Origin of the sequence: Exiguobacterium sp. AT1b, from assembly GCF_000023045.1 — a bacterium.
Taxonomy (GTDB): domain Bacteria; phylum Bacillota; class Bacilli; order Exiguobacteriales; family Exiguobacteriaceae; genus Exiguobacterium.
Genome location: NC_012673.1, coordinates 776,891 through 796,286 on the forward strand (window position 1 = coordinate 776,891; position 19,396 = coordinate 796,286).

Annotated in this window: 15 protein-coding genes; 2 read left to right on the forward strand and 13 right to left on the reverse strand. The window is 48.4% G+C overall.

What is annotated here, in order from left to right; translation table 11 throughout:
* Positions 1–122: 122 nt before the first annotated feature.
* From EAT1B_RS04110 to secA2, 5 genes are all read right to left on the reverse strand, one after another.
* Entirely contained in the window at positions 123–794 is a 672-nt protein-coding gene (locus EAT1B_RS04110; RefSeq protein ID WP_012726872.1) for a hemolysin III family protein, read from the reverse strand.
* A 95-nt stretch (positions 795–889) separates the two neighbouring features.
* Positions 890–2,332, reverse strand: coding sequence for a carbon starvation protein A (locus EAT1B_RS04115; protein ID WP_012726873.1), 1,443 nt, complete (start codon positions 2,330–2,332; stop codon positions 890–892).
* Positions 2,333–2,517: 185 nt separating this feature from the next.
* The gene (locus EAT1B_RS04120) at positions 2,518–5,271 is read right to left on the reverse strand and encodes a bifunctional 2',3'-cyclic-nucleotide 2'-phosphodiesterase/3'-nucleotidase (RefSeq protein WP_012726874.1); all 2,754 of its coding nucleotides are present in this window, start codon (positions 5,269–5,271) and stop codon (positions 2,518–2,520) included.
* A 133-nt stretch (positions 5,272–5,404) separates the two neighbouring features.
* Positions 5,405–6,208, reverse strand: coding sequence for an SLAP domain-containing protein (locus tag EAT1B_RS04125; protein ID WP_012726875.1), 804 nt, complete (start codon positions 6,206–6,208; stop codon positions 5,405–5,407).
* Entirely contained in the window at positions 6,208–8,574 is a 2,367-nt protein-coding gene (gene secA2, locus EAT1B_RS04130) for an accessory Sec system translocase SecA2 (protein WP_012726876.1), read from the reverse strand. The genes EAT1B_RS04125 and secA2 overlap by 1 nt, the downstream gene beginning before the upstream one ends.
* 253 nt (positions 8,575–8,827) lie before the next feature.
* Between secA2 and EAT1B_RS04135 the strand changes: the two genes are divergently transcribed.
* Together EAT1B_RS04135 and EAT1B_RS04140 are read left to right on the forward strand one after the other, a co-directional pair.
* Positions 8,828–10,123: a DNA-directed DNA polymerase gene (locus EAT1B_RS04135; RefSeq protein WP_012726877.1), complete on the forward strand. Its 1,296-nt coding sequence runs from the start codon at positions 8,828–8,830 to the stop codon at positions 10,121–10,123.
* The gene (locus tag EAT1B_RS04140; protein WP_012726878.1) at positions 10,120–10,449 is read left to right on the forward strand and encodes a YolD-like family protein; all 330 of its coding nucleotides are present in this window, start codon (positions 10,120–10,122) and stop codon (positions 10,447–10,449) included. Before EAT1B_RS04135 ends, EAT1B_RS04140 begins: the two co-directional genes overlap by 4 nt.
* Here EAT1B_RS04140 and EAT1B_RS04145 read toward each other — a convergent pair.
* The 8 genes from EAT1B_RS04145 to EAT1B_RS04180 form a co-directional block, all read right to left on the reverse strand.
* A complete protein-coding gene (locus EAT1B_RS04145) occupies positions 10,446–12,002 on the reverse strand; it encodes a SulP family inorganic anion transporter (protein WP_041917919.1) in 1,557 nt (518 codons plus the stop codon). The two genes, EAT1B_RS04140 and EAT1B_RS04145, sit on opposite strands and share 4 nt — an antisense overlap.
* Before the next feature lie 228 nt (positions 12,003–12,230).
* Positions 12,231–12,872 carry an ATP-binding cassette domain-containing protein gene (locus EAT1B_RS04150; protein ID WP_012726880.1) on the reverse strand — a complete coding sequence of 214 codons (642 nt, stop codon included), beginning with the start codon at positions 12,870–12,872 and terminating at the stop codon, positions 12,231–12,233.
* Positions 12,873–12,883: 11 nt separating this feature from the next.
* On the reverse strand, positions 12,884–14,377 hold the full coding sequence (locus EAT1B_RS04155) for a hypothetical protein (protein ID WP_012726881.1): 1,494 nt from the start codon (positions 14,375–14,377) through the stop codon (positions 12,884–12,886).
* 12 nt (positions 14,378–14,389) lie between these two features.
* Positions 14,390–15,169, reverse strand: a complete 780-nt coding sequence (locus tag EAT1B_RS04160; protein ID WP_012726882.1) for a hypothetical protein — start codon at positions 15,167–15,169, stop codon at positions 14,390–14,392.
* 3 nt (positions 15,170–15,172) lie between these two features.
* A complete protein-coding gene (locus EAT1B_RS15590; RefSeq protein WP_148209450.1) occupies positions 15,173–15,913 on the reverse strand; it encodes a permease prefix domain 1-containing protein in 741 nt (246 codons plus the stop codon).
* Complete coding sequence (locus EAT1B_RS04170) at positions 15,906–16,262, reverse strand: PadR family transcriptional regulator (protein WP_012726884.1); 357 nt, start codon at positions 16,260–16,262, stop codon at positions 15,906–15,908. The genes EAT1B_RS15590 and EAT1B_RS04170 overlap by 8 nt, the downstream gene beginning before the upstream one ends.
* 181 nt (positions 16,263–16,443) lie before the next feature.
* Positions 16,444–17,856, reverse strand: a complete 1,413-nt coding sequence (locus tag EAT1B_RS04175; protein ID WP_012726885.1) for an NAD-dependent epimerase/dehydratase family protein — start codon at positions 17,854–17,856, stop codon at positions 16,444–16,446.
* A gap of 145 nt (positions 17,857–18,001) precedes the next feature.
* Complete coding sequence (locus EAT1B_RS04180; RefSeq protein WP_012726886.1) at positions 18,002–19,390, reverse strand: reverse transcriptase domain-containing protein; 1,389 nt, start codon at positions 19,388–19,390, stop codon at positions 18,002–18,004.
* Positions 19,391–19,396: the final 6 nt, after the last annotated feature.

Sequence of the window (19,396 nt, forward strand, 5' to 3'; positions counted from 1 at the left end):
CTATGATGATGTCTGCAATTATTATGACACACAAACGTCATTTCGTCTGTATTTTTGTAACCGTTTGCAGCACTTTCTTCCCAACTTTTCAAAAAAGACAGACGCCCCGTAGGACGGCTGTCTTATAGGCTTGTCGAAGGTGCGACATAGAGTAAAATACTGAGGAAGATGAACACGCTTCCCGCTAGGACGAACAAGTGCCAAATGGCATGGTTGAACGGCAGTTTTTGCCACACGTAAAACACGATGCCGACCGAATAGGCAATCCCCCCTGCGAGGAGAAGCATGAACCCTTGATGACCGAGTGATTCATACAACGGACGGATGGCGATGATGCAGATCCAGCCAAGTGCGAGGTATGTCACATTGGACACCCACATGTACTTTCCGGTCGAAAACAGTTTCCACACGATCCCGAGAATCGCGACACCCCACACGATCCCGAATAACGTCCAGCCGAGCGTCCCGTGAAGGGTCACGAGTGCGAACGGCGTATAACTTCCGGCGATGAGTAAGTAAATCCCCGCATGGTCGAACACTTGCAACACCCGCTTCGCCCGTGGATGCGGAATGGCGTGCATGAGTGTCGAGAAAAGATAGAGTAAAATCATCGATGCCCCGAACACACTGACCGCCGTGACGTTCCATGTGCTCCCACTCTCTGTCGCGCTCATGACGAGCAAGACGAGGGCGACGATGCTGAAGATGACTCCCAGGCCGTGCGTGACCGCGCTCGCAATCTCTTCCCCGAGCGTGTCGGCATGGAGCATCTCTTTGAGTTGCTCTTGTTTCATGTGCTCCCACCTTCCGTAACTGTTCCTTCTAGTATGGACATTTCCCGATTTGAACGCAATCAAAAACACGGGCTACCGATTAGCCCGTGTCGAGATTATGCGACTTCTTTCACCGGAACGTCACATTCCATTTGTGCCGCTCGCATCGCGCGTGCCCGTTTGTGGAACAAGACGAGAAGCGTCAACGTGCCGAGTGTCGAGATGACGTACGGAAGAACTCCGTCCAGCTTGAAGCCGATTGGCGCCGTCAAGATGTAGAACCAGACTGCATATAACATGAACGTCCCCGGTAGGAGCGCGATGTAGTGGTTTTTCCCTTTAATGTAGAGGTACATCGCCCCGACGAACAGTGCGATGACCGCCGTCGTCTGGTTCGCCCAGTTGAAGTATTGCCAAAGCATTTGGAAGTCCATGTTCGTGAGCACGTATGAGATCGCGAAGAGTGGAAGCGCGATCCAAAGACGTGACGAGAACTTCTTCTGTGCGATCGACATGTAGTCCGCGATAATCATCCGTGCGCTACGGAATGCCGTATCTCCTGACGTGATCGGTAAGACGATGACTCCAAGAATCGCGAGTGTCCCGCCGATGCTGCCGAGCATAAGTGTCGCCACTTCTTGCACGACGAGTGCCGGAGTGCCCGCACTGATGAGTCCAAGTAATTCACCCGGCTCAAAGATGGCCATCGCCGCTCCAGCCCAAATCATCGCGATGACCGCTTCGGCGATCATCATCCCGTAGAAGATTTCACGACCGTTGCTTTCTTTCATCGTCGTCCGCGAAATGATCGGTGACTGTGTCGCATGGAAACCAGATAGCGCCCCACATGAGATCGTGAAGAAGAGGAGCGGCCAGATCGGCAAGCCGTCCGGATGCATGTTCGTCAATGTCATCTCTGGAATCTTGTATCCTTGTGCGAACAAGCTGACCGCGATCCCGATGGCACTGATGACGAGTAGCGCCCCGAAGAACGGGTAGATGCGCCCGATGATCTTATCGACCGGGAGAAGTGTCGCCAAGATGTAGTAAGCGAACACAGCGAAGATGACGATGGTGAGCGTCGATGCGTTCCCATCGAACAAGTTGTTGATCATGTTACTCGGAGACGTGACGAACACCGTCCCGACAAGAAGTAAAAGTAAAAGTGCAAACCCGTTGACGATATGGCGGAGCGAACGTCCGAGAAACTTCTCCGCCAGTTGTGGCAAGTGTGCCCCGTTGTTTCGAAGGGAAATCATTCCTGTCAAATAGTCATGAACCGCACCGGCAAAGATCGATCCGAAGACGATCCAAAGGAAGGCGACCGGTCCGTAGAGCGCCCCCATAATCGGTCCAAAGATCGGTCCGACACCGGCGATGTTGAGCAATTGAATCATCGAGTTCCGTTTTTTGCCCATCGGCACGTAGTCGATGCCGTCCTGAGACGCATAGGCAGGCGTCGTCCGCTCTTCCTTGATGCCGAACGTCTTCTCGACGTAACGACCATATACCAAATACCCGACCAAAAGTAGTGCGAGTGCGACGAAGAATGTAATCATCTGTCAGTCCCCTTTTCCGTACGTATGTAGCCGAACCCCATCGGCTCTTCGGTTTACACGTGTCATGTAACCGATTACATGTTTGATTATACATAAGACCGGATGATAATGTAAGGGCTTTCATTCACATTTTAGACACTTTTATTCGACAAAAAACGACGCCCGATTCGGACGTCGTTCTGTACTTATTTCAAGTTAAAAGTTGATTGTTTTGCGCCAGAACCATCGTAGTCACTCGCGATGACTTTGTACGTCCCTTTCGCAAGGCCTTTTTTGAATGTGAACGTATACGTACCAGACCAGCTCGCCTTCACTTTCGCGACTTGCTTACCTTTGGCGTCTTTCAAGACGACCGTCGCGCCTGGTGTCGTTTTCCCGATCAAGGCACGCGTACCCGCTTTCACGCCTTTCGTGTTCTTCGGCGTCACCATCTTAGGTTTCTCGATCACAAATGACTCGGATTCAACCACTTTACCAGAAACATCTTTCGCTTCGATTTCATAGCTTGCCGCAACGAAACCAGCACGTTTCGTGAATTCGAATTTACCAGATTCGTCTGCCGTCGCATAGGCGATTCGTTTTCCGTCCCGCTTCAACACCATTTTCGCACCTGGCGAAGACGTTCCCGTCAGTACTGCCGTGTTGGCATACGTCAAACGTTTCGAGATGGCAGGCGCTCCGACAAATCCGTCTCCGACGACTTTCGTTTCCGTCATCGTCTTCCCGTTCAATTCACTTTCAATCGTCAACGACTGACGAAGTTTGAGTGGCTTGACCGTCAAACGGTACATCCCTTGTGCATCGGCTGTCGTCGTGGCGAGAACCGTTTGGCCATCTTTCAATGTCACGTTCGCATTTGGCGCCGTCTTCCCGGTCACGACTTTCGCACCTGGTTTGATGACATCGACCGAAAGCGTCAAATCAACTGGTGCTGCCTCGAGCTCCGTCGTATAAGTGCGGAAGAGACGACCTGCCGCATCTTGACGCGTCGCGTCCGTCGCTTCGATTCCTTCGTAAAGGTTCAAGTACTGCTTCCCTGCGTCCGCTGTCTCAAATGTCACCGAACGCTTCGCGTCTGCGACAATCTTCCAGTTGTTGTCGGCTTTGTAGTCCAACTTGTCTTTACTTTCGACAATGTAGTCCGAGATGACGTTACGTGTCTCATACGCTGAGCGATAGACGATGTTCTTCCCGCCACCAAGGCCTGGGAATGTTGAAGAACCTGCGCGATAGTTGTTCGTCGCGACTAAGAACTCTTGGTCCATCTTGATCGGTTGTCCATTGTACTCGACGTTTTTCACGCGGTTCGCGTTCTCGTTGACGAGCTTTCCGCCGACATCGAACTTCGCAGGACCCGTGACATCGATTTCATACGTCAAACCGTCGAGAACATCGAAGTTGTAGCTACGGAATTGAAGGTTGAGTAAGTTTTCGCCGTCTGCATCAATTTGATTGTATGCCCCTGCAGACATTTCAAGCCAGTCCATGACATCTTTCCCTGTCAATTTGACGATTTCAAGTGTATTCGAGTACACGTAAAGGTCCGCGACGTTTTTCAAAGCGATTGGTCCTTTTGAAATATACGTGTAGTAACCTGCATCCGTCAATTCACGTCCACCTGCTTTGAACGGTGCACCCGCTGACAAGAGCGGCAACTCTTTATATGCAGAAAGTTCTGGGTTCGTTTCAAGCTCTTTCTCGACATACCACTTCTGTGCGTTCGTCACGAACTGAACCGATGCGTCGTCACGGACGAGTGCGAAGTAGCTTTGGATGTCATCTTGAATCTCACCGACCGGTTGGTTGATGTAGTCGATCGTCGCCAAGTGATCGTCTTCGATCAACGCTTGAATCGTCGGGTCGACCGCTGTATCTTCCTTCACCGTATCGAGTGCTGCTGACGCATCGACGATTTGCCATTTCCCTTCTACGAGTTCAAGCTCGAAGTCGATAACGCCGAGGTCCTTCCCTTGGTTGTTCGCCATGACGACCGGTTTGCCATTGATCGTCCCTTTTGTCATGTCGACGTTCGGGAATGAGGCGAACATGCCTTTCGCATCCGGGAAGCGACCGTGTTGGTGCCCCGTCATGACCATGTCGAGTCCGTCAATCTTCGTGAGCGCGTATCCGACGTTCTCTTCGCTGTCGAGTTGTTCGTCCGCGAGCGCCGCACTGTCACCGATGCCTGAGTGCGCGAGGGCGACGACGACGTCCGCTCCCCGGTCTTTCAATTTTTGAACCGCTTCACGTGCGGACGGGATGATATCTTCTGCCGTCACACGGCCTTGAAGGTTCCCCGAATCCCATGACATGATTTTCGGAGGGACGACTCCGAATACGCCGACTTTGATCGTATGCGTTTCCCCATCCATGTCTGTGACCGTTCGTTCAATGATTTGGACTTCTTGTCCATCCACGTTGAACTTCGAGACAATCGGGTTGCCTTCTAAATCTTTGACGTTCGAGTTGACGAAACGAAGTTTCCCTTTCGACCCTTCCATCGCGTTGTATAAGAATTCGAGACCGAAGTTGAATTCATGGTTCCCGAGTGTGACGGCATCGTAGTTGAGTGCCGCCATCGCCTTGTACATCGGATGTTCGAACGCTTCATTCTTCCCAGCTTGGCTCTCACGGACGTAATCACCAAACGGTGTCCCCTGAATCGTATCCCCGTTATCGAACAAGAATGTGTTCGTTTCCCCAGCGGCTGTACGATGTTCATTGATGAGTGTCGCGACTTTCGTCAATCCGATCGTGTTATCGACCTTGTCTTGGAAGTAGTCGTAGTTCGTGATGTTCGTATGTAAGTCAGTCGTCTCTAAGAAACGGAGCTTGACGATATCCTCGTCCACTTCTGCCAAGACGTTCGGTGCCTGTAGCGGCAAAACGGTTGGTAACACGAGCGCGGTCGCGATCGACCATTTCAATGCGGTTTTCATGTGATTGTCCCCTTTTTCTGGTTGATAATTGTCTAACCATATTCAATATAACACCAGCTGTCTTTCCCTCCTATTAAATTTTTGTATAGAAATAGACCTAATTTCCTTTACAGAAATCAGGTCCATTTGCCTATTATTGTTTGATACGAACAGTAAACGGTCCATCTCCGTCAATTTCTTCAAATGTGACTGATACCGGGTACGCATGTTTACCGTAGACCGACTCTTCGAGACGAATCATTGTGAAGCCGACCACGTCCTCCCCACTCACGAGTTCAAGCGGGAGTTTCTCAACGTTCAAGTGGCGGTCGTAGCCGTTGCGAAGGAGAATCGTCGCCGTGACGTCCGTCTCTTCCTTCTCCACCGACACGAGCATCAAGTTGAACTCGTTCTCCCCGACTGGCGGCGTCGAGATGTTCGTCCGCATGAGCTGTTGCCATGCACGTGTCGAGAACTTCGTCTCTTCTCCCGGTGACACGGGCTGAAGCGGGTCAATCGGGTTCATTTGGAAGACGAGTCGGAGCGAGTCGTACGACTCCACTTCCCCGAACATCTCATCCAAGAAGAAGTCCAAATAGACCGGTTTGCTCGTCCACGCCTCAAAGCTCGGCAATTCAGAACGTCCGAGGACCTTCCGGCCGATTGGGACGTTATTCGCGTCCAACAAGAGGACCGGCAATTCGTTGATCTCGAACGAGCTCGGAAGCGTGTTGCGGAACAACGCCACGATCGACAAGTCATGCCCAATCGATTCGACATTCAACAACTCAATCGAGAGCTGATTATCGAGAAGTGGTGGAAGTCGTTTCGCATGATAACGGAAGACGTACTCGTCCTCTTTCGGGATCCCCATCGCGTCGTCGATGACGAGCGTCAATTGGCGCCCTTCCTCTTTATTTCCTGTCTCAATCTGTTTACGTTTACGAAATCCTAACATTATACTTCCTCCTCTGCCATCTCAGCGAAATAACGGTCGAGCTGGCATAGTTCCGTCGTGACATCCCGTGCGATATTGATATACGTCTGTTCGAAGATTTCCAGTCCTTCTTTTCCGAACTGACGGCTCGGGTCTTCCTGACCGTAGCTGCGAAGCCCGATCCCTTCTTTCAATCCGCTCATCGTCGTCAAATGATCCGTCCACTTCATGTCGACGGCGCGGAGAAGCGATTCTTTGGCGAAGAGGACGATGTCGTCCTGTTCGAGGCGCGACGCCGTCGTAGCGATGATCGCCTCCATCCAGTCGTTTAAAGCATCCTTCAGTTCACGCGTATCGGCGATGTCTTTTGCCCATGTCGGCTCCTGCATCGTCAAGTAGCGTAAGTCATCTTTCAACTCATCAATCGGCCATTCTTCAGGCACGAGTTCATCCGACACATGCATATCGATGCTGTTCTCGAGGGCGAGACGCATCATGCCGAGGACGTTTTTCGTGATGGCATCCGCATCGGCGTTGACGGCCTGGTTACGAATCGTATAGATGATATTTCGTTGCTCGTTCAAGACGTCATCGAGTTTGAACAAGTAGTCTCGAATCGAGACGCCGAGTCCTTCGATCGTCGTCTGCGCATATTCGATGATCTCGATTGCATCTTTCGACGAGACTTCACCTGTCGCGCTCGGCTTCAATTTTTTCTCCACGCGTTCTAGTTTCTGCGCCGCATAACGTTTTACAATCTCATCTTCGAGCGAGACGAAGAACTCGGTCGCACCCGGGTCGCCTTGACGCCCCGAACGACCGCGGAGCTGGTTGTCGACACGTTTTGACTCATGCCGCTCCGTTCCGATGACGAAGAGACCGCCCGCTTCCTTCGCTTTTGCGTCGAGCGTGATGTCCGTTCCACGTCCGGCCATGTTCGTTGCAATCGTCACTTTGCCGAATTGACCGGCGTCCGCGATGATATCCGCTTCCTGCGCGACCGTCTTCGCGTTCAACACGTCATGCTCAATCCGCTTCTTCTTCAAATGCTTGCTGATGGCTTCCGATTGTGCGATCGAGGTCGTCCCGATCAAGATCGGTCGTCCCGTCGTATGCAGTTCCGCTACTTTCTCAGTGACTGCCGCATACTTTTGCTCGGTCGTCATGAAGATGCGGTCCGGATGGTCGACACGTTGACGTTCGCGGTTCGTCGGCACTTGGACGACGTCCATGTTGTACGTCTTCAAGAACTCTTGGCGCGACGTCTGGGCCGTCCCCGTCATCCCACCGACGAGCGGATACATGCGGAAATAGTGCTGAATCGTAATCTCCGCCGTCGTCTTGTTCTCTTCGGTGATGGTGACGCCTTCTTTCGCCTCGAGCGCCTGATGCAACCCTTCCGACAGGCTTCGTCCTTCCATGATGCGTCCCGTGAACAAGTCGATGAGTTCAATCTTGTCTTCTCGGACGATATAGTCGACGTCAAGTTCGAACAAGACGTTCGCACGGAGCGCCTGGACGAGATAGTGATAGAGCACCTGGTGTGAGGCGCTGAACAGGTTATCGATGGCGAACAGCTCTTCAATCTTGACGATTCCTTCTTCCGTGAACGTCGCAGATTTCGACTCGAGGTCGACCTCGTAGTCGGTCTCCTCGAACTCAGAAATGATCTGTTGCGCCAACTGTTTCAACCGGATATGTGACCGGTCCTTCTGCGCGATGATGAGCGGCGTCTTCGCCTCATCGATCAAGATGCTGTCGACTTCATCGACGATGGCGAAATGGAACGGACGTTGGACCCGTTCTTCCGGCTTATGGACAAGGTTGTCACGCAAGTAGTCGAATCCGAACTCTGTCCCGACCCCATACGTGATGTCCGCCTGATATGCGGAACGCTTCTCATCCGCTTCGATGTCCGGGACGTTCAAGCCGACCGTCAACCCGAGGAAGTCGTGAATCTTCCCAATTTGTTCCGCATCACGTCTCGCCAAATAATCGTTCACCGTGATGACGTGGACGCCTTTTCCTTCGAGCGCCTTGACATAACTCGGCAAAGCGGCGACGAGCGTCTTCCCTTCCCCCGTCGGCATCTCCGAGATGTTTCCTTCGAGGAGGGCGAACCCACCGATGAGCTGGACGTCATAGTGACGCATGCCGAGCACACGGACTGACGCTTCGCGGACGAGAGCGAACCCTTCTTCTGCGATGTCATCCACTTTCTTTCCATCCAAGAGACGTGCTTTGAGCGTCTCCGTATATGTACGCATCTCGTCATCCGAGAGGGCTTTCATCGTTGTCTCTAATTCATTAATACGCGCGACCCGTCGTTCGTACGCTTTCAAACGCCGGCTTTGATCATTCGTTAACTGTTTTACAAATTGGATCACACTAATAGCCTCCATCTTTCTATCAATTCATCACTTACATACTCGTCTATTATAACGAAAATCGAACCAATTCGGAGACTTTTTTACGAAAACTTCCTAAAAGTTGGTTTTTAGACACGTGAAAACCTATAAATTTTGGTTAATTTTCAAAAAGTATTTGTAAAAATATTTTCAATTCACTATTTGAGATGATGTGAGACCGTGTTACGATGAAAAAAAACAGAACATTTGTTCGTGAAAAGGAGTGGTGACGATGCGCAGACGAATCTTTTGTATCGACAGCGTCTCGTTCTATGCCAGTTGCGAGTGTGCCGCGCGCAACAAAAATCCTTATCAGACGAAGCTCGTCGTCCTCTCGAACCTACAGGACAGCGGGGCACTCGTCCTCGCCGCGACCCCGAAGATGAAGCAGCTCGGCATCAAGACCGGGTCACGCCGCTTCCACATCGACCGCCTCCCGTGGCACGAACGACGGGACGTTTTGTATGCCGAGGCACGGATGAGTCATTATTTGAACGTTTCCATTCAAATCATCCACATCCTGCATCAGTTCGCCCCGCCCGAGGCGATTCGCGTCTATTCGATTGATGAGACGCTCGTCGACATGAGCGGGACGGAGCGGTTGTTCGGAAATGACGAGCACGTCGCCCACCTCATGCGTGCGACGATCTTTCGCTATACAGGCATTCCCGTCACCATCGGCATCGGACCGAACAACGTCCTCGCCAAGCTCGTCCTCGATTTGCATGCAAAAAAGGAAGGTGTCGCCACGTGCCTTCTCCAAGACGTCGAACGGCTTATCCATCCGGCGCCGATCGAGAAGATGTGGGGCGTCGGAACGAAGATGGCGGTCCACCTGCAGCGACTCGGCATCTGGACGATTGGGGACTTGGCCCGCTACCCACTCGAATCCCTTCATGAAAAGTTCGGTGTCATCGGTGCAGAACTTTGGCATCACGCTTGGGGCATCGACGAGTCGCCGACCATCCTGCCGGCGAGCTCCTTGTTCGGTGCGAAACGGATGCGACCGAAGTCGATCGGACACGGCATCACCCTCATGAAAGACTACACGGCGTATTCCGCAATCCGGCTCGTCTTACAAGCGATTGCGGTCGAAGTCGGCATGCGAACCAGGCAAGCGGGACTCGTCGGAGGGACAATCCATCTCGGGGTGCGCTATACGCGGACGAGCGACCGGGGTGGCTTCAGTAAACAAAAGAAGCTCCCCCGCTTCACAGCGGACGAGCAAGAGTTTCTCCCCATCTTATTGCAGCTATTTTTAGACGGCTGGGAAGAGACGGAGGCCGTCCGTTACGTCTCGGTCGCTCTCGGCAAACTCGAGCCACGGAGCGACCACGTCCAGTTATCGTTCTTCGAAGACGAATGGGCGAAAGCGAAACGGCTCGACTTCCTCGATTTGATCGACGGCCTGAACGTCCGGTTCGGTCGTGGCACGATCCGACCGGCGTCGAGCCTACTAAAAGACAGTCCGCTCCGGACGCGCCAACGTCTAATCGGCGGACATAAACAAGGAGGCGATTCCTCATGAGCAAGACCCGCTATCGTGACCGGGGTGAGTTGAAATGGATCCCATTTCTCATGCCCGAGCACGTCGCCCTACTGAAACGTTATTATGCCCAAATCCAAAAGATCGAGCTGCCCGACTTGGACGAACAGCTCCTCTATCTTTGGCAAACCGAGCTCGAACGGGCCATCCGTGAAGGCGACCAAGTCGAGGTGACCTTGTTCGTAGACGGCTTGACGACAAGCATGCGCGGCTACGTCCATGCCATCTATTACGCCGAGCGCGAGGTCGAGCTGTTCGATGGCAAAGTGCGCCGCGTCCCATTCGGCGACATCTTGTCCGTTCGTTAAGATGCCTCGATCGCTTCCTGGGTCGTCTCGAACGTTTCAATCACGTCGAGTAGCCCATAGTGAGCAAGCGTCGCGCGGACCGAGGGCGACAGGTGCGCGAAGATGACATGCCGGTCGGCTGCTTTCAGCTCGGTGACGACACGCCGCAACTCTTCGACCGCGGTCACGTCGATGACGGGACAACGATGAAAGTTGAAGATGAACACGTTCGGTTCCCGATGAATGTGATGGAGGACGTGCTCGAACAACTCGACCGCACCGAAGAAGAGCGGACCTTCGACACTGAAGACGATTTGGCCGTCTCGTGTGACGTACCGTTCTGTCCGTTCACGCACGTCAATCGTATCGGCCATTCGTTTCGCAAAGAGCGCGAGCGCACAGATGACGCCGACCTCGACGGCGACGACCAAGTCGACAAATACCGTCAATAGTAATGTGACAAGAAGGACGAGCGACTCGGATGAACGATGACGCAACATCGCCATCACGTGATGGCGTTCGGACATGTTCCAGGCGACCCGCATCAAGATCGGAGCGAGTGCAGCGAGTGGCACGTAACTCGCGAACGGCGCGAGGACTAAGACCGCAATGAGGACCGTGATCCCGTGGATGACACCGGCACGTCGGCTGACCGCTCCCGCCTGAATGTTTGTTGCCGTCCGGGCGATGGCACCTGTCGACGGGATCCCACCAAAGAACGGTGTGATCACGTTCGCAAGCCCTTGCCCGAGCAGTTCCTTGTCCGGCTTCATCTTCGTCCCTGCCATCCCGTCGGCGACCGTTCCCGAAAGAAGTGACTCGAGTGCACCGAGGAAGGCGATGGCGAATGCGGACGGGAGGAGCGTCGTGATCAGGTTGATGTCGATCGCAAGCCATTTGAATTCCGGCAGTCCGCTCGGGATACCGCCGTAGGCACTTCCGATCGTCGCGACCTCACCCGGGATGAGGAGACTGACAAACGTCGGGACGAGCATCGCCATGAGTAAGAGCGGTAAACGGAACGGCAGCTTTGGGATGATCCAAAGCGTCAAAAAGCCAATCCCAGCAATGACAATCGGCCAAGGGCTCGCTTCGGGCAACGCTTGACCGAGACGAAGCAAGTTCTCGTGAAAATGTGGTGCCTTCTCAAACGTGACCCCGAACAATTCATCGAGCTGGTCGACGAAGATGACGACCGCGATCCCAGCCGTGAAGCCAATCGTGACGGCACGAGGCATGAAACGGATGAGCCGTCCGACCCGAAGCACGCTCATGAGGAGCAGCAAAATTCCGGCGAGAACGGTCGTGACGAGTAACCCTTCATATCCATATGCGAGGACGACACCCGAGACGATTGGGATGAACGCTCCCGTCGGTCCGGCAATTTGAAACGTCGAACCCCCGAACAGGCTGACGAGGATTCCGGCAAAAATGGACGTGTAGAGCCCATACACCGGCGGGACCCCTGAGGCGATGGCAAATGCCATGGCGAGCGGGATGGCGACGACACCGACCGTGATTCCGGCTGAGATATCCTTTTGCCACATCTCACGCGTGGAGAGTGAGTCTTGCATCATACATTCCTTCTTTCCAATCAGTTCAAAAACGAGTTCAGTGTACGCCTGGAAAGAGGGATTGTAAACGGATTGAGAAAAACGTTAACAGAATGTACAAAAGAACTTTTAATCATCAGTTTAAATTGCTTTTGTTGAATAAGACGTGAATAATTCTTCTCATCTATCATCAATTTGATTGAAACATACAGAAAGACGCACCTCTTAGATACGTCCACACGGTACAATTCATACAATTTTCTCAAGCTTGCCACGGTTGATTCGATAGACATCCTCACATAAGTAATCGATATCTTCTTGATTGTGACTCGTCATTACAATAGTCTTCCCTTCTTCTCGGAAAGCAAGTAATAGTTCACGTAACGATTCGACACTATCATGATCTAATGCATTGAACGCTTCATCCAAAATCAAGATGTGTTGGTTTTCCATAATCGCCTGTGCGATAGCAAGTTTTTGCTTCATTCCAAGCGAATAGTTTTTCACTTTTTGTGAATTGTCTGGGTTTAATCCTAAAATCAACATTGTCTTTCGAATTGCCTCTTCATCAATCTGATTTTGAATTTGTGCCAGTTCTTTTAAGTTTTCAAATCCTGTCTTATTGGCAATATAACCTGGACGATCGATAATTATACCGACACCTTCCGGGAAGCGCTGCTCTTTTCCAATTTGTTTCTCCTCAACGTACACTTCTCCATGATCAGGGAACACAAATCCACACATCATTTTGAACAAGACGGATTTGCCAGATCCGTTCGGTCCAACAATTCCGACAATCCGCCCTTGCGGAACAGTCAAATCCACCGCATCAAATAACAAATTGCCTTTGTAGGATTTCGTTACATTTTTTAATTCGATCACTGCAGTCATATTCATCCTCCTCATACATGTAAACTTCTTTTTAGCAACAACGTGATCCCGAGCATCAGTACAATCAGTGCCCCAATCAATTGTATAAACACGGTCCACATCGAAGTAGACTCAAGAACGATTAACGCGTTCATTCCGATCGGTAACCAGTTGACGTACAGACCTGGAAATAAAAATAAAGACAACAGACCGATAACGGTCGGTACAACATATACTTCTCGAATCATCCAAGACAGCATGAAGCAAAGCAACGTATACACGAGACACTGCAAAACAGTACTCCCAAATAGAAAACCTAAAACGCTCGCGAAGGTATATCCCTGATAAGTTTGATGGACGTCAAATGGTACATTCGACAGAAACGCCATCAGTAAGGTCAGTCCAATTAAACTGAGTGTAAGGATTGAGAAGAACACAGTCTCTTGAAGGAGAATATTGCGAAACCAGCGATGCGGACTCTTATAACGAATCAACTTGTAATGACTAATTTCCAAAAGTTCTCGCTGTATGCGAAGTTGACTCATATAGGTTGCCCCAAAAAAGAGAATCACATAGGACATAAAGGACAAATAGGAAAAATAATCTGCCCCTACTCCAATGAAGGTTGCTACGATCACTTCATCAGCCGTCGCCCCTTCTCTCCTATTCAAAATTCCGTTGTAAGAAATATGAAGGGTGGCCAATCCAGCATATAAAAGGTATGCTCCGTTCCCTCTCCATTGCTTCCAATCCATTCGTTGAATCATTGAAAGTTGACGGAACAGCAGCCCTTGACCCAAGATCATTCCTGTCAGGATGAGCGCGGCCACAATCAAATTTGAATACGAAACGGACGTCATTGAAATAGATAAATATGTCGTCGGCGATAGAAATGAGAATTGCTCGGGAAATAGTTTAAATCCAACGACCCCAAGTAAAAATGTGAAGATCGCCTGTGTGTACAACCATCCTTTTTTAACATGAAGAAGAAAAATCCCAGCTAACGAAAAATGAACTGTCGTCAGGAAAAGGAACCATAGACAAAGTTGTACGGGTAACGGGTACCAAGGAAGCGAAAAGCGACTTTGCAATACACCCGTGGCATTGACTTCGGTGACCATCTTTGTGTAATCACTCCAACCGGCTTCATATGGCAGTCCAATCATCATCAACGTACTGAGTATAAACAACACGGTAAATAGCGGTGCGGCCTCCACAAAAAATAGTTTTAGCGTTCGGTAAATCCAAGCTTGTGGAGTCAACATCCGAATGATTACCTCATGACGATATTCCCGAATCAAAATCCCAACTGATAAAAATAACATGACAGGAAAAACAAAATACGTCAGAAGATACATATCCGTCATAAGGGCATAAAATCCGTCCCATACATTCACCTCGACCTGATTCAAACGTACCGTGTCTAATATCTGTCGTTTTACCCTCAAACTATAGAGAAAGATGATGACCCCAACAAAGAGCCAACTCCTTTTTGTAAATTCATTCATCAATCGATCAACGACCATCACTTCTCCTCCTCAAAAACTCCACTCCCGGCGTGACCGTAGATGGAATAAATAGATGCCGACACCAATGGAGAGAAAAAGAAGGAATGGCACGAAAATTGTCCAAATCGGTTGTGCCGTAATATTAAACGGAAATAGTGTGCTAAGTGGCGAGAATTTCGGAACCTGAAAAATCCCTGCCACAAAATTAAGAATATGGTATGCCAAAAATGGGATAGAGATGGCTACAAATAAGTTGTCGAGTGTCAAAATCAACAGATACGCCATCGTCGCATACAACGACCCGTTCACACCAATCCAAACAGCATAAGAGAATCCATAGAGCATCGGATGAATCTCTTGCAAAAAGGAAAACGTCGTAGTCGGGATCACTACTCCGTCTGTCACAGCGGTGTACTCAACTAAATGGAATAGAGGTTCCACGTACATGACAAATAAAAACGTCATGAAAATCATGGAGAATAGTACGATTCCGCTCAAAATCGCATTAACCAAACCTTTCGCAACCAGATACACAGATAAATCGATACGTGTTCGTGTATACGTCAAAAAATTGTGCCGATATTCAGCCAAGATATTTGGCAAAAAGATTAAGATGGCTAGCACCGGAAACAGCATGGCAGGAATGGTAGATACACTTTCTTCAAACACCTCGATCGGGTCAAAGAACTCATACCGATCCCGAATGGTCATAAATTGCACGAACGGCACGATGAAAATGATACCGATGTATACCATGAGAGAACGAGGTGTCCATAAATTAGTGAATTCACGTCGAATAAGCTGCTTCATTCGTTAGTCCTCCTTTTCCGTGGAGACCAATTGATTGGCCATCCAATAACCGAGCACGTTCAATAACAATAAAAGCGCGAGACTCCACACGTTCAATCGTCTGTTGATATGTAGATTGATCACACCCCATACCATCGATAAGACCAGATAAATCGTCAATCCAATCAATAAAAGGAAGCTGCCGATTTTACGTGGATCAATGACATCGATGACAACCAGCAATCCGTTCTCCAAATATGAGATTTCATTCGAGATGAGTCCCACAGCACCCGACCACGGCTTAGCATCTGAGAAGACCTGTTGAGAATTGCTGTAGTCTGAAATCGTCACACCATGAATCAATCGACTCGTCTCGAGAATGGCTTGACTCATTTCTTCATCTGTTGAAGATTCAACAATATTCAGGTATACGGCATCCGCAAACACCAAATCATAGCGACCACCAATGACAATCGACGTGATGAACAGGAACATCGATACAATCGCGATGCTAAATCCGATTTGAAGCAGTTGCTTCGCAAAACGATTTTGTTGAATTTGCATCATATGAATGATGGATTCCGCTTGCTCAGCCCCTCCAAACCGATTGAATGCAATGCGAGTCGCGTCTGACTCTGAGTGACCTTTGATCATCAAATCGTGAATCGACTGCTCTAAATGAGTTCGCGTCTCCTCTTTTAACTCAATGGTTTCTTGAAGGCGCGGATCAGCGTTTTGATAGAGTTCGTCAATGTATTCATCCACGTGCTTCAAACGAATCACCTTCTTCATGCAAAAATAGGTTCATCAATTGTTTCACAAGACGCCATTCCACTTTCTTTCGTGCCAAGACGGCTTGTCCATCTGTCGTGATCCGATAATACTTCCGCCTTCCCCCTGGCCCTTGCTCATCTCCCCAATAAGATTCCACACTCCCTTTTTTCTCAAGACGTTTTAAGGATAAGTAGAGTGTCCCTTCCTTTAACTCGAACGCTTCATCAGTACGTGTGTGTACGACTTTGGCGATTTCGTAGCCATACATATCCTGAGTGTTGAGTAACGACAGAATCATCGTATCGATATGACCTTTCAGCATTTCTTTGTCGATTTCCATAGTGCCCTCCATTCATCACCTAATTCAACTTACCTAATTTTCCCATGCCAATACCTTGTTATGCAATGTATTTTTGTTTTTGAGTCTTATGGGTACATCAACATTAAAAATTAGATGAAGATCGAGACCATTGGGCAAAAAAAAGAAGACAGGGTCACTGTCTTCCACTACTTCATCACATTCAATTCGTCGGAGCCTCTACGACTTGATCGCCATCTTTCGCGTCTTTCGCCAGCAACTTCACATGACGACCGAATAACCACATGACGACGAGATGAGCTTTCGCCTGTGTCTTCGTATAGAACCACCACGGGAGGGCCGGTACGAACTCATGGATGGCGACGAGTCCTTCATCCGAATCCGGTAATCTCCGGAACTCGAGACGCCCTGTCTTATCCTCTTCACTTAACTTGACGAACTTGCCCCCGTCAATCGCAAAGGATGCCATATCGTCCGTCGCTTCCTGTTCAAGCGATAGATGAAGCGCGACGAACGACGGATCGAGCAGCGCGATCTCCCAATCATCGTCTTCTTTCGTCGTCTGAATGAGCGGATACATAAAACGACCGAGCCACTCGAAGTACGTGTCCGCCATCCAAAGCGCCGACTTTTCTTCCGGCAGACCGAACCGCTGAATCGAACGGACCGTATACGATTTCGGTTGCTTTTTCTTCTTACCGCCCGAGGACTGCTTCTCTTCTTCCTCAAGCGCATGTTCGACCGCCTGTTTGAACGGAATCTCTCCCTGACCGATACCTTCGACCGTATCTTCTGCCACCATCGCGTGCCCCATGCTCTCGACGAGCGGATAGACGGTCGCCTTCGGTTCACCCGTGACCGCCATGACCCACAGGCGCGACAGTTTGATTGTCGGGAACGGGAAGTCAATCAAGATGCGACGCTTATCCATGACTTCGGCCGTCTGTTCGATCATCTTCCGATACGTCATCACCTCGGGACCCCCGATGTCGATATGACGGTCATAAAGCGACTCGGCACCGACGACCGAGATGAGCGCCTGAACGGCTTCACGGATGTCGATCGGATGTGTCTCCGTCTTCGTCCAGCGTGGCAAGATCATCGTCGGCAACCGTTTGACGAGCTTCGCTAAAATCGGGAACGATGAACCTTCCGGACCGATGATGAGTCCAGCCCGAATCGTCGTCACCGGCACGCCCTGACCGCCGAGGATGCGTTCGACTTCGAGTCGACTCTTCAAATGACGCGACAACGTCTTCTCTTGTTTCGGGATGATCCCACTCAAATAGACGATCTGCTCAATGTCGTTCGCCTTCGTCGCCCGGGCGAAGTTATCGGCAATGAGCGCATCCATGTCCTCGAACGTCGCCTGCGTCAAGCCGCCATCCGGAATCATCGAGTGCACGAGGAACATCGCGTAATCCGCGCCCTCACATGCTTCTTTTGTTGCCTCATATGAAAACAAATCACAGGCACGCCACGTGATATGGGCCTCATCTTCTTTATTCTTCGTCGATCGCGATAAAGCGATGATGTCATACTCTTCCTTCAGCTGCTCCATCACGTTCGAGCCGATATAGCCGCTCGCCCCCGCAATGACAATCGTTTTCCGCATAATGTTCACTCCCCTAATTATTCGCATAGAGGTAATGTACCCTTCTTTTTTAAAAGATAAATCAGTCTAAGGATATATAGAAAGTTTATTCAACTTTACAGAGCATATAAAATAAATACATTCACTAGAAATGTTTAAAGAAATATTAAGAAAATGTCTGTATATCTTCTTCTAATTCAAGTATTTTTCTCTTAATACGAATATTGAAGTGATAATCGATACTTGCTTCAGTTTTTAAATCTTTAGTTTTCATCGCAAAGGTATCAATTAGAAATTGCTTTTTATCTTCTATAGAAAAACTACTTGGATTAAAGATGTAATGACTTTTATTTCTCTTCTGGGTGATTTCATAGTATGATTTCACGAATTTTTTAACTAATAATTTATCAATCAAACCATTTTTGTCATACTTATCAATAAATTTGTCGACTAAATAATCAAGGTGATATAACACTCTCAAATCATTAATCTGAGAATAAAAAAATAACCATCCATATTTTTTAGTTTTTATTTCAGTTTCCTTAGATAAATCATTACCGTCCTTAACAAAGGCTCCAGTTATTTTTAAATTAAGATAGAAAATTAGTTCAGAAGGCTTCATTTTGCCTTCTAAATTCTTAAACCTTGCTAGTAATGATGCTAAAGAATTTTCAATTTTAATTAAGGATTCTTTTTTTACTGAACACACAAATAAATTATCGTTTCTTTTCTCAAAAGTATAACCCAAGTAGTTAATACCATCATATAAACTTCCAGAAGTAGACTTTTGAAAGTTAATATTCAGATTATATTCTTCTAAAATATATTTTTTTATTTCGGACTCGATATCGAATACATCACTCTTATTACAAAGTATCAAAATGTCATCTACATATCTAAAATAGGCTAAATCTTGTCGCTGTAAGTATAAATAATCTAAATCTTTTAAATAAATTTCTGCTAAAACATTAGAAATAGGTATTCCTTGAGGAACACCTTTAAAATTACCTATTATTTCGTTTTCTTTTCTATGGTAAGAATTTACTGTAGGTGTCTTAATAGAGTCTTCAATTAAACATAGAATTTCTTTTTTTCGAACTCTTTTTTTTATTTTTTTCATTAGTAAATCTTGATCTAGAGTGCCAAAAAAATTAGAAATGTCAATTTTTATATAACTATCATATTTTGTACTTTCTTCAGTTAATTTCTTTATTACCGATTGAACTAGTTTAAGTTCTATTTTAAATGTATCTCTCAAAATTTCATGCAATACTTTCATAACTATCCTATCCCTTAGGGTAGGTATTGAAATCATCCTAGGTAAGCTATCTCTATTTTTAATTATCAAATTTTCCTTATAAAATGTAAACTTGTATGTTCCACTTCTAACTTTATTTACAATAACTTGGATTTGATCATTTTTAATTAAATCGAACTTTTTCTTTTGAAGTTTGTCTATTCCACTCGCAGTATTATTACTAATATAAAAATCATATTTAGATTCTATGTACTTTTTTGTAAACTTTTTATTAAATAATTTAAATGCTAAAGCCAATAAAAG

Bases quoted from the DNA above. Each gene is read 5' to 3' on its own strand.
- EAT1B_RS04110 (WP_012726872.1), bottom strand. From the start codon at position 794: ATGAAACAAGAGCAACTCAAAGAGATGCTCCATGCCGACACGCTCGGG.
- EAT1B_RS04115 (WP_012726873.1), bottom strand. From the start codon at position 2,332: ATGATTACATTCTTCGTCGCACTCGCACTACTTTTGGTCGGGTATTTG.
- EAT1B_RS04120 (WP_012726874.1), bottom strand. From the start codon at position 5,271: ATGAAAACCGCATTGAAATGGTCGATCGCGACCGCGCTCGTGTTACCA.
- EAT1B_RS04125 (WP_012726875.1), bottom strand. From the start codon at position 6,208: ATGTTAGGATTTCGTAAACGTAAACAGATTGAGACAGGAAATAAAGAG.
- EAT1B_RS04135 (WP_012726877.1), top strand. From the start codon at position 8,828: ATGCGCAGACGAATCTTTTGTATCGACAGCGTCTCGTTCTATGCCAGT.
- EAT1B_RS04140 (WP_012726878.1), top strand. From the start codon at position 10,120: ATGAGCAAGACCCGCTATCGTGACCGGGGTGAGTTGAAATGGATCCCA.
- EAT1B_RS04145 (WP_041917919.1), bottom strand. From the start codon at position 12,002: ATGCAAGACTCACTCTCCACGCGTGAGATGTGGCAAAAGGATATCTCA.
- EAT1B_RS04150 (WP_012726880.1), bottom strand. From the start codon at position 12,872: ATGACTGCAGTGATCGAATTAAAAAATGTAACGAAATCCTACAAAGGC.
- EAT1B_RS04155 (WP_012726881.1), bottom strand. From the start codon at position 14,377: ATGGTCGTTGATCGATTGATGAATGAATTTACAAAAAGGAGTTGGCTC.
- EAT1B_RS04160 (WP_012726882.1), bottom strand. From the start codon at position 15,169: ATGAAGCAGCTTATTCGACGTGAATTCACTAATTTATGGACACCTCGT.
- EAT1B_RS04170 (WP_012726884.1), bottom strand. From the start codon at position 16,262: ATGGAAATCGACAAAGAAATGCTGAAAGGTCATATCGATACGATGATT.
- EAT1B_RS04175 (WP_012726885.1), bottom strand. From the start codon at position 17,856: ATGCGGAAAACGATTGTCATTGCGGGGGCGAGCGGCTATATCGGCTCG.